Genomic DNA, 10,525 nt, shown 5'->3' on the forward strand with positions numbered 1-10,525 from the left:
CGCCGGCCGCCCCGCCTGGAACGGGCCCCGCCGCAGGGCCCAGACCTACGCCGGCACCGACCGACAGGTGCGCGGCCTGCTCCTGGACGTACTGCGGGACGGCGACGGCACCGCCACCGCCGCCCGACTGGACGCGGTCTGGCCCGACGCGGCCCAGCGCGACCGGGCACTGGCCTCGCTGCTCGACGACGGGCTGATGGTGCGCAACCACGACCACTACACGCTGCCCACCTGACCCCCGCGGCCCCCGTCACCACTCCCTGTTCGCCCCTGCCGTCTCCACACCCTTGATGACCTCCTCGTCGAGCCTTCCCACCGCCCGGTCCGCGATCTCATAGAAGGCGTCCCGGGCGTCCGGGGCGTCGGGTGCCGTCAACATCCCGTCTGCGGCGAAGTACGGGGCCAGCTCCCCGAACCGCAGCTCCGGACGCTGTTTCACATACCCGTTGAGCAGGTTCACGAGCATGGCGTCACCCCGTTTCGTCGCCTCCACCCGGAAGTCAACAGAGTTCTCCAGAGCCTCGAACTCCTCGCGTCCCCCGTCGTCCCCGGCCCTGTCCCGTGTCGCCGGAACGTTGTCGACCTCCGGCCGCAGAACCGTCCCGCCCTCAGCGAGCACGCCCTCCCTGAGGTAGCCGAGGGCCTCGTCCCATTTCCCGTCGCGTCCGAGCTCGGTCACCGCCAGCCCCAGGCCGGACTGCATACCGAGGGTGATCCGGCCCATCTGGTGTGACTCCAGCGTCGCCCTGGCGTCCCCGTTCGGCAGGAACTCGGCCTCCTCGCCGATCTTCTGCTGCAGGTGCTTCACCGCATCAGCACCGTGGGTGTTGATCGTGGTCGCCGGGGCGGGGTGCATGTCGAGCACCACGAACAGGTCCGTCATCTGGTGCTGTCCATCCAGCCTCCGCGCCCCGTCGATGCCGATGGCCGACGTGTCGCCTCCCGCCAGGCTGATGAGATGGGGCCCCACCACAGCAGCCGCCGCCACCCACACCCCGGGGTTGAGCTGTGCCGCCGAGTCGTTTCCGTAGGGCTCCACATCCACGAGCGCACGTCTGTTGTCCGCGATGATCCGGGCCAGTTCACCCGCGGTCTCGCCCGCACGGGTGGCCACCCGGCCGGGCCCACCCGCATCACCGGTCGCCGCGTCTGTCTCTCCCCGCCAGCCGAGCAGGCTCCTCATCCCCGAGTCATGTCCGGCCCCCTCATCCCAGTCGAAGGAGAGAAGAGCCGTCATGGACACGTTCGCGTCATACGCCCCCGCGGTGAACTCGACATGCCCGAGGGGCGGCATGTCCACCGGGGCCGAGAACCCCTCCGGCATCCCCCCGATCACTTCTGGTCGCCCGTCACGGCCGGTCATCATGGCGTCATGCACGGCGATCTCGTCCCGACCCGCCACGGCGAGCATCGAATCCAGCGTCTCCCCTATCGCAGTCGGTTCTATCCCCGACCGGGCGGCCGGGGTCGAGTAGCGCAGCGCGGGGTCATTGGTCGCGGCCGCGATGTCTGCGGCCCGGGCGATGAGGGCCCTGTCGATGTCGCTGCCCCGACGGGCCTCATCCGTACCGTGTCCGAGCACCTCACTGATCACCCCCAGGTCGTCGATCGTCGGCAGCCCCGTCGTCCTCGTCGCCGACTTCGTCAAGCCGACGAAGCCGGGCATCGCCGCGGCCTCGCGCCTGAGCACCACCGGACTGTCCGTGAGAGCTGCCGCCCAACTCGGAGGCAGGGCGTCGAGTCCGCCGCGGCGGTGCTGAACCGGGTCGTGCCCCGACGTCCCCCCGGAGGAGACCTGCTCACCCGGCTCTGCCGAACCGGTACGCACACGTGGCGTCGACAGGATCTGCATCCCGTCGGCGAGGTGCGCCTTCACTTCCGCGTCCCGTCCACCGAACCCCAGGAACGCGGCGAGCCCCCCGTCCCTGTCGAGGGTCCGGGCGAGGCCGGACAGATAGTCCATCTGCCCCGTGGAGATCACCGCCTCTCCGCCCCTGTCCAGTGCTGCGCGTTGGGCATCGCTCAGTGACGTCGCGGCAGACAGCCTCGCGCGCTGCTCCCGCGTTGCCGTCCCGTCCGCCAACGCCCTCGCATCCACAACAACCTGCGCCACACCCGGACCTGCGGACACGGTGAGATCGCCCTGCTCTTCCCCGGTGCGGCCATCACCAGACGGCACTGCACATCCGAGCACCGCGCACAGCGACACCACCAGCGAACCAGCGGTGAGCATCCGTCGGTGCCCACCACTCGCCGCCGTCACCTAGAAATCTCCCGCCGCAGCCGAACCGACCGGCCACCCCGGAGACGGTGCGACCTCGGGCATGCTCGGCACCGTCGTATAAGTGGCGGGACTATCGGGGTACTCCGCCGGGAGCCCTAATAACTCATTGCACTTCCTCTGGGCTTCGACACGTTCCTCTCGCCGAGGAGAGTATTCAAACCGGAGGGCACGCCACTCACCGAACGCCTCCCGGGGCGGCACATTCTCTGTTCCCGCGTTAGCCGCCGGTGGCGCCGACCCCTCCTGCGACACCACGAGCAGACTCGGATGAACAGCAGGCGGCTGCCCGTCAGCTCGCGAAACGAACCCCTCGTCTGACCCCGCGTCCCTGGACCCGAGCCGGGGATTAGTTCGACACACTGTGACCTGTGTGCGCTCCGCGGAGCCCGACTCCTCTGCCACGTGATAATCGAGTGCGCCCCCAAACTCCGGAGGACGACCTGACGGCGCTTGGGATTCCAGCTGCCCCTCGATGTCGAAGGCTGACGCCTCGATCACGGACCGACTCAACTCCTCCGTATCCCACGTCGAGTAGGCCCAAATCGCGTCCTCGACGTACGCACGCACGAACGTGCCCAACGGCGACATCACATCCAGATGCGGACCACCGTGCCACACCGCCGAGAACCGACCAGTCTCAGCAATCTCGGCCTCGGCCCCCGCTTGCGAGCCCGGGTCATCGGCCCCGTCAGGCTGCGCACCGCACCCCAGTGCCATCCTCCCTGTCACCACAACGGACACTGCCGTCAGCAGCACCCGTCGACGCCCGCTCACTCGTCCGCCAGCGGAGTCGAGACGACCGGTGGAACAGCACACACCTGGATCATCTGGGACCCCGCCGCGCGGGAGACCAGCGTCCCGCGCCCCGGGGGAAGAGGGCTCGGCTTGAGTTTGCCCACGATGTTCCCCTCGTCGCTCGATCCGGACATGACCAGGGTGTCCACCGAGAGTTCCTTGAGCTTGGCGACAGTGCCGCTGTACAGCGCCCGGCTCACGCCGCCCATCCTGCGGGTCAACACCACATGTAGGCCGACATCCCGTGCCTGCGGGAAGAACTGGTGCAGATCCGACAGCGGATCGCTTCCCGTCGTGGGGGCCACCAGGTCATGGTCGTCGACCACAACGTAGATCTCAGGGCCCGTCCACCACGACCTCGCGGCCAACTGCTCGGCCGTCCCGGACCGTCGAAGCAGAAGTCACCCTCCGCCACAGCTTCGAAGGCATGGGCCGAACCAACGAAGAGGTCGGCCACCAGCGAGATGTTTCCAGCCGAGAAGCCGACGGCAGCAACGAACACGGCGCCATCGAAGGCGACCACGCAGGCCACATCGCCGCCCACCGCTTCATGCTCGACCAGGGCCTACCCAACCTCTTCCCGCAAAACGGTAACTTCAACACCAGCGCCTACAAGAAGATGGAGAACGAGTGGGCGGCTCTTGTGGCAGACGGGCTTCAGGTGGAGGGCACGGTGGCGTTCGACTTCTCCGCTGACAACCGAAGACCCGATGTCGTCAAAGTCGAATTCGAAGGTCTGGACGATGGTGGAGCTGTGGTCTTCGAACCGACAGAAGATCCCTACTTCATCAATGAATCCGGCCAGCCCTACGATCGAACGTACCGGTAAAGGAGACGCGATGAAGGTATCGCTCGCGGTTGTTGATGAGTTCGCCCACGAGTTGGTCGAGGCCGTCACCAATGACCCCAAAATTCTCCGAAAAGGCCCGTTCCAGGGATATTCGATACTGAGCTACTACGCGGATTCGATGGTCCTCACCACGACGAGTGGATACAACGACCACGAAGCCGCCGCGCAATGCAATCTCAAGATCCCAACACGAGACGTACTCACGAGAATCGTGGAAGGGACCTGGTTGCATCACCGGAGCGATCAACCGGGAGTCCCCAACGCCGCGACCATCTCGTTCGAACCGGGGCAGACTGACATGCTCGTCCATTACTACACCGGCGAAGAGGCCCTCCCCTGGGAAGTCACCGACGGCAATCGTCAGCAGATTCGCGAGAAGCTACGCCCTGAATCGATCCAGCCCCCTACCAACCTTGAGTGAACCGGAAGTTGGAAATCACCGACGCGAACGCGACGGTGCTCTTCACCTCTCTGGCATCGAGCTGATCCGACCAAGACCCAGGACCGGCATCCCTCCGAACCGACGTCCCCCCTCGGCCGGTGGGAGCTGACCGACTTCCGGAAGTTACCCGGTGATCTTCCGTGACACCTCGACATACGCCGAGGCCAAGTTCACCGCCGCCTCCGGAAAACGAATCGGCGGCGCTTGTTGGCGACAGCCAACGAGGGGAAGAGGGAGCTCAGCCTCTTCTTCAGTGACCCACCCCCTAGCCCAGACACCATCGATATTAAATGGCCCTTCCGGTACCGGAGTGCGTAGCGGGGATCCGGCGGTGATGCAGTGAGGCACAAGATGTAGGGATCCTGGGGCGTGTGAAGATGCAAGTTCCTACACCAGAACTTCACTTCCCCAGGACCCGTCTTGAACGCTACCGCCAGCCTGCTTGCCGACACCATCTGCCGCACCGTCGAGCTCGGAGTGACGATCACCGACGCCGCTGTGCTTGATGATCAGACGCACTTGTTCTGCTCCCCGGTCCAAGCCGATCCGACCTGCCTTGACTGCGGTGAGCAGGCTCGTCTCCGCGATCATGTTGAGCGTCGGCTCACCGACCTTCCGATCGTGGGGCACCCGACCAAGCTGCACGTGCGCCTTCCCCGCTTTGTCTGCGACAACCCCGCCTGCGAAACGAAGATCTTCCAGCTGCGATTGCCAAAGCTGGCCGAAGATCGAGCCAAGACCACCTTCCGCTGCACCCGCTGGATCCTGCAGCGACTAGCGATCGACCGCACCAGCGTGGCCGCCGTGGCCAAGGCCCTGGACGTGGGCTGGGACCTGGTCAATGACCTGGCCCTGTCGAAGATCCGCGACATGGTCTACGACCAGCCCGACCACCTCGACGGAGTCCGAATTTTAGGCGTCGACGAGCACAAGTGGAAGCACGTCCGCGGCGACGGGACCAGTTCGTTTGTCACCGTCCTGGTGGACCTGACCCCGAGCCCGGTTGTTGGACATGATCTCCGGGCGTTCGGCGAAGGCCCTGACCGACTGGCTCGATGACCGTGACCAGGTATTTCGTGACCGTATCAAAGTAGTGACCATGGACGGGTCCGCCGGCTATCACTCGGCCGCCGCCAACGCGGTTCCCGAGGCACGCACCGTCATGGACCCCTTCCACGTGGTCCATCTCGCGGCCGAGAAGCTCACCCTGTGCCGGCAGCGGGTGCAGCAGGAAACCACCGGGCACCGCGGCCGCTCCGGCGACCCGCTGTACGGGATACGGCGGACGTTGAACACCCGCGCCAGCCTGCTCAAACCCAAGCAGAAGATCCGACTCTGGGAAGCGTTCACCGCGAACACCGCGCACGCTGCGGTGGAGGTGATCTACGGCGTCTACCAGCAACTCATCACCGCCTACGAGGCCTCCGGCAAACGCGAGGGCAAGATCGCGATGTACAAGCTCCTCAAGTCCATCCGCAGCGGCGTACCGAAGGAGTTGCCCGAGCTCGCGCAGCTCGGGCGGTCGTTGTGGAAACGCCACCGCGAGATCCTGGCCTACTTCGACGTCGGCGCCTCCAACGGGCCCGTCGAAGCCATCAACGGACGCCTCGAGCACCTCCGCGGAATCGCTCTGGGCTTCAGAAACCGCAACCACTACATCTTGCGGTCACTCATCCACTCCGGTCAGCTCCAAGACCGAATCAATGCACTCTAGTTCCGGAAGGGCCCCTCTTCCCGCAGAACTGTAACTTCAACACCAGCGCCTACAAGACGATGGAGAACGAGCTGGCCGCGCTCGTGTCGGCTCAGCACCCGGTAGAGGGGAGTATCTCGTTGGAGTATCCGCCCGACGGATCACGACCGTCGGAAGTTACCGTTAGTTACAAGTCGACCGGCTTGGGCGAAGTACGATTCGAGACCTTCGAGAACAAGGCGGGCCAGAAATTCAACCGCGCAGAAATCAAGTGAGGAAGCCATGTCGATCACGCTGACCGTAGATGACGAGACCACCGAAGTGCTCGTCGATAAGCTAACCAAAGATCAATTCTTCCTCACAGAAAAGCCTGCTGACCACGCGGCGATGATCCTATTTTATGAGGACAACACAATCAATATGCTCTTCGCCGCCTATGGGCCCCAGCGAGTCAACAATCGCGCTCGAATCCACTCCTCAGCATTCCAAACACTGAAGGGTGTTGTGAACAATACGTGGCTGGACAATCGCGAAGATCAACTCAGCGAACCACTGGCCGCCATCATCCAGTGCGATCTCAAAGCAAAGACTGCAACCGTGACCTATCACCTCGGCGACGAGTCCGAGGCCTGGCGCTTCAATGACGAGAACTCAATGGATCTCCGCGCCGCTTTGGCTCCCTGACCCGCCAAAATCTATCATCGAGCGGAGCTATGTCGATCACACTGACCGTCGACGACGAGACCGCCGGAGTGCTCGTCGACAAACTTGCTGGCGACCGCTCATTCCTTGCTGAAGCACCCGCCGATCACGCTGCCTTCGTTTTATTTCATGAGTCCAGTACCGTGGAATTCCTTTCCGCCGGCTACGGGCCCGAGCGAGTCGATCCGCTTGAGGATATAGACCTGTCGGCAATCCGAATATTGCGGGGCGTCGTCAATAACACTTGGATCGATAATCGTGAGGACCAACTCAGCGAACCACTTGCCGCGATCATCCAGTGCGACCTCAAGGCGAAGACTGCGACCGTGATCTACCACCTCGGTGACGACTCCGAAGCCTGGCGATTCAACGACAACAACTTCCGAGAACTGCTCACCGCCCTCGAACCCTGAGTCCACAACGACGTGCTACGAAGACATGCGGGCGCGCAGGACAATTCGAAATGGAATCGAGCGAGGGGACCATGTCGATCATGCTGACAGTTGATAACGATACAGCCGGAGTTCTGGTCGAGAAGCTCACCAACGACCCGTACTTCCTTGCAGAAGCTCCTGCAGAACACGCGGCCTTTATCCTTTTCTACGAGTCCAACACAATCAAGTTCATCGCCGCTGCTTACGGACCACAGCGCGAGAATTATGTCGGCGACATCCATCCCAATACCCTCGGAATTCTAGAAGCTGTCGCAAATAACACTTGGGTAGACAACAGAGACGACCAACCCGGCGAACCTGTCGCAGCCGTAATCCAGTGCGACCTCCAGGCGAAGACTGCGACCGTGACGTTCCACCCCGGCGACGAGGCCGAGGTCTGGCGCTTCAACGTCTCCAGTTCAATGGATCTCCGCGCCGCGCTGGCACCCTGACCCGCCTCCCCCATACAGAACTGTCGACGAGCCCCGCTACCCCACCGAGAGGATCCGACCATGCCCGCACCCCAGACGACTGACCCCACCACCCTGCTCGGCCAGTGGGAGCTGACTGGCGTCTCGGAACAAGACGCCGGGCACCGCTCGGGGAGCTTCGCGATCATCTTCCGCGATCGCTCGCACTACACCCCGGAAGATTTCTCTACTGCCAGCGGCGAAACGCTCGAGATCACCGAATCGAGCGGCGAGGTCTTGTTCACTATGCGGGGCGGGGCGAAGGTCCCCTGGACTTCCGCCGAAAAAGAGCAGGGCGTCCTGATCAACTCGATCGAGGACCAGGACGGACGCATTGTAGGAAGCGTGGCGCCATACCTTCGCATGCAGCGCCAGGTGGACGGCACCTGGGTGAGCAAGTACTCCGACAGCGACCTTGACATGGACAACAACCTGTTCACCGACGGCACAGACCTCATCCTGATGGTCACCACGATCGTCGACGAGCTCTACGTCACCAAGTACTTCTACCGCTTCTCCCCAGCCTGAACGCAGTACCCGCGTAGGACTGGGTCCGGGGCCGCATGAACGGCGGCATGGCGCAGGACAATGCTCACGCTCCACCCCCCAGCACCCCACCTAACCCGATCGCTAAGCGTAGGCTTTCCTTATGGCCATTGTGAAAATCAACGCCCTCAACGTCCCGCCGCAGGCCGGCCCCGAGCTCGAGCGTCGTTTCTCCGAGCGTGCCCACACCGTCGAGAAGTCGCCGGGATTCCTCGGCTTCCAGCTGCTGCGCCCCACCGGCGGCGAGACCCGCTACTTCGTGGTGACCACCTGGGAGGACGACGCATCCTTCGAGGCATGGCGCGACGGTGACGCCCGCGCCGCCCACGCCGGCCAGCACGGCAAGCCCGTCGCCGAGGGCGCCAACCTGTTGGAGTTCGACGTCGTGATGGACGTCAAGCCCGCGGGCTGACACCCCTCGCCACCCACGCCTACTCGAATCACACGAACGCCAGGGACACATAACGAATGGACTGGATTTCGCAGCAGCCGTTCGCCCTGGCGTTCGTGCTGCTTTTCGTGATCGTGATGCTGCGCGCCAACGCCACCTATTGGCTTGGCCGCGGCGCGCTCAATGGTGGGCGGCTCAGCAAGAAGATGGCCCGTCATCTCGAGGGTCCGACGATGCTCCGGGCGCAGCGGCTGTCCGCGCGTCTCGGGATCGTTGCGGTGCCGCTGTCCTTCCTGACGATCGGTGTCCAGACGGCGATCAACTTCAGCGCCGGCTTCACTCTCATGCCCCTGCGCCGCTACCTCCCCGCGGTGATCGTGGGTTGCCTGCTGTGGGCGCTGCTCTACTCGACAGTCGGCATGGTGGGGTTCGCGGCGATCGGCGCACTCTGGAACCAGATCACCGGCTGACGATCACATCCCGGTACTGCTCGGCTACGCCGTGCCCCGTCACGGACGGCTGACTGGAGGTCCTGGCCTCCGAGCGTGACCCGGCCGTGTCCGAGGCGTTCTCGGAGGACGACTACCGTCGCGCGATCGACATCCTCCAACACCACTACAACATCATCATCACCGTCTGCGGCACGGGCCTAATGCACTCGGCGATGAACGGCGTGCTCGACCTGGCCGACGCGATCGTCCTGATCACCTCGCCCGCCATCGACGGTGCCCAGTCCGCCTCGGCGACCCTGGACTGGCTCGTCCACCACGGATTCAGCCGGTTGGTCGGCCAGTCCGTCGTGGTGATCTCCTCGGTCAAGCCTGGTGAGGCGTCGGTCGATGTGGACAAGCTGGCACAGCACTTCCTCGGTCGGACCCGCGCCGTCCAGGTCGTCCCCTACGACCAGCACCTGTCGGAGGGGTCGCCCATCGACCTGGACCTGCTGGGCGACCGGACCCGTCGCGCGTTCGTCGAACTCGCCGCGACCGTCGCCGACTCGTTCCCCACCACAGCGCGTCGACTGCGGTAGCCCCCGGTCACCCCGAGGCCACCTCCAGGAAGGTGAGTTCCACGGAACCGGTGCACTCGTCCTCGCTCAGCCCGACCTCTTCCCGGCTCAGCCCGTCCCAGCCCAGGACAAGTTCGGTGGAATCGTTCGGTGCGAAGTCATTGGGCGAACCGCTCGACCACTCCAACCGAGTATCTCCGGTGGTCTGGAATTCGGCAGTCACCTCGATCGGCTGATCCGTGAGGTTCTGGAAGTCGGCGGAGAAGATGCAGTTATAGATGGGCTCGTCGAACATGTCCAAGACCACGTACCGCAGTTCGGAAGTCTGGATATCCACGTCCACACCGAGCGCGGCCGCCTGGTCCTCGGGAAGGTCCGCCGCCGGTTGAACCTGCGGGAACCGCGGCGGCTTGCGTATCGGGTCGCCGCCCGCGCCCGACGAGTCGGGTTCCGTGGTGGGAGTCGGTGACGAGGGGCGGGTGGGCGGCGTGGGAGACGATGAGGACGACGACGAGGCCGCCACAGCCGAATTCTGACTCTCCTCCGAGACGTCTAAATCATTCAGCATCCTGGTCACCCCAATGCCGGCGACCACCACGGCGATCAGCCCGAGAACTCCGAGGCTGCCCAGGACCCACCAGACCGCATTCGATTTCTTGTTCTGCTCACCGGGTTGCTGCCACTGCTCGTACCCCGGAGTCCGCCCGGGTTCCTGGCCCGGGCCCTGACCGGGCGGCTGGCCGTGGGCCCCGCCCTGCCCGGGTGCGTGCCACGGTCCGTGGTTCTGCTGTTGCCCCGGACCGGAAGGCTGCCCCTGCCCCTGCCCTTGTCCCGGGGCCTGCCACGGCCCTCGGCCCGGCGGCTGCCACGGACCCTGCCCCTGCCCCGACCCGTTCCCGTACGTCATTC

Annotated in this window: 10 protein-coding genes and 5 pseudogenes; 12 read left to right on the forward strand and 3 right to left on the reverse strand. The window is 64.6% G+C overall.

Annotated elements, in window-relative coordinates; all coding sequences use genetic code 11:
* Positions 1–235, forward strand: a pseudogene (locus G6016_RS06535) (A/G-specific adenine glycosylase); the annotation flags it as partial.
* A 15-nt stretch (positions 236–250) separates the two neighbouring features.
* Here G6016_RS06535 and G6016_RS06540 read toward each other — a convergent pair.
* Positions 251–2,263 (reverse strand): TPR repeat domain-containing protein, encoded by a 2,013-nt coding sequence (locus G6016_RS06540; protein WP_182631871.1) that lies wholly within the window; start codon positions 2,261–2,263, stop codon positions 251–253.
* A gap of 791 nt (positions 2,264–3,054) precedes the next feature.
* Positions 3,055–3,405, reverse strand: coding sequence for a hypothetical protein (locus G6016_RS06545; protein WP_182631872.1), 351 nt, complete (start codon positions 3,403–3,405; stop codon positions 3,055–3,057).
* 101 nt (positions 3,406–3,506) lie between these two features.
* Between G6016_RS06545 and G6016_RS06550 the strand changes: the two genes are divergently transcribed.
* The 11 genes and pseudogenes from G6016_RS06550 to G6016_RS06595 all read left to right on the forward strand — a co-directional run.
* Positions 3,507–3,908, forward strand: coding sequence for a DNA/RNA non-specific endonuclease (locus tag G6016_RS06550; protein ID WP_182631873.1), 402 nt, complete (start codon positions 3,507–3,509; stop codon positions 3,906–3,908).
* Positions 3,909–3,918: 10 nt separating this feature from the next.
* Positions 3,919–4,350: a hypothetical protein gene (locus G6016_RS06555; protein WP_168698380.1), complete on the forward strand. Its 432-nt coding sequence runs from the start codon at positions 3,919–3,921 to the stop codon at positions 4,348–4,350.
* A 441-nt stretch (positions 4,351–4,791) separates the two neighbouring features.
* Positions 4,792–6,085 (forward strand): annotated as a pseudogene (locus tag G6016_RS06560) (ISL3 family transposase).
* Between the two features lie 26 nt (positions 6,086–6,111).
* A pseudogene (locus tag G6016_RS17810) lies at positions 6,112–6,339 on the forward strand (DNA/RNA non-specific endonuclease); the annotation flags it as partial.
* A gap of 7 nt (positions 6,340–6,346) precedes the next feature.
* Positions 6,347–6,748: a hypothetical protein gene (locus G6016_RS06565; RefSeq protein ID WP_182631874.1), complete on the forward strand. Its 402-nt coding sequence runs from the start codon at positions 6,347–6,349 to the stop codon at positions 6,746–6,748.
* Positions 6,749–6,777: 29 nt separating this feature from the next.
* Positions 6,778–7,179, forward strand: a complete 402-nt coding sequence (locus tag G6016_RS06570) for a hypothetical protein (protein WP_182631875.1) — start codon at positions 6,778–6,780, stop codon at positions 7,177–7,179.
* An 80-nt stretch (positions 7,180–7,259) separates the two neighbouring features.
* A complete protein-coding gene (locus G6016_RS06575; RefSeq protein ID WP_182631876.1) occupies positions 7,260–7,652 on the forward strand; it encodes a hypothetical protein in 393 nt (130 codons plus the stop codon).
* Positions 7,653–7,712: 60 nt separating this feature from the next.
* Positions 7,713–8,198: a hypothetical protein gene (locus G6016_RS06580; RefSeq protein ID WP_182631877.1), complete on the forward strand. Its 486-nt coding sequence runs from the start codon at positions 7,713–7,715 to the stop codon at positions 8,196–8,198.
* Between the two features lie 121 nt (positions 8,199–8,319).
* A complete protein-coding gene (locus G6016_RS06585; RefSeq protein WP_182631878.1) occupies positions 8,320–8,628 on the forward strand; it encodes an antibiotic biosynthesis monooxygenase family protein in 309 nt (102 codons plus the stop codon).
* 56 nt (positions 8,629–8,684) lie between these two features.
* Positions 8,685–9,077: a DedA family protein gene (locus G6016_RS06590; protein ID WP_182631879.1), complete on the forward strand. Its 393-nt coding sequence runs from the start codon at positions 8,685–8,687 to the stop codon at positions 9,075–9,077.
* Positions 9,078–9,130: 53 nt separating this feature from the next.
* Positions 9,131–9,637, forward strand: a pseudogene (locus G6016_RS06595) (MinD/ParA family ATP-binding protein); the annotation flags it as partial.
* A 7-nt stretch (positions 9,638–9,644) separates the two neighbouring features.
* On the opposite strand, the pseudogene G6016_RS16965 reads toward G6016_RS06595, so the two are convergent.
* Positions 9,645–10,525, reverse strand: a pseudogene (locus tag G6016_RS16965) (hypothetical protein); the annotation flags it as partial.

Origin of the sequence: Dietzia aerolata, assembly GCF_014144865.1 — a bacterium.
Lineage (GTDB): Bacteria > Actinomycetota > Actinomycetes > Mycobacteriales > Mycobacteriaceae > Dietzia > Dietzia aerolata.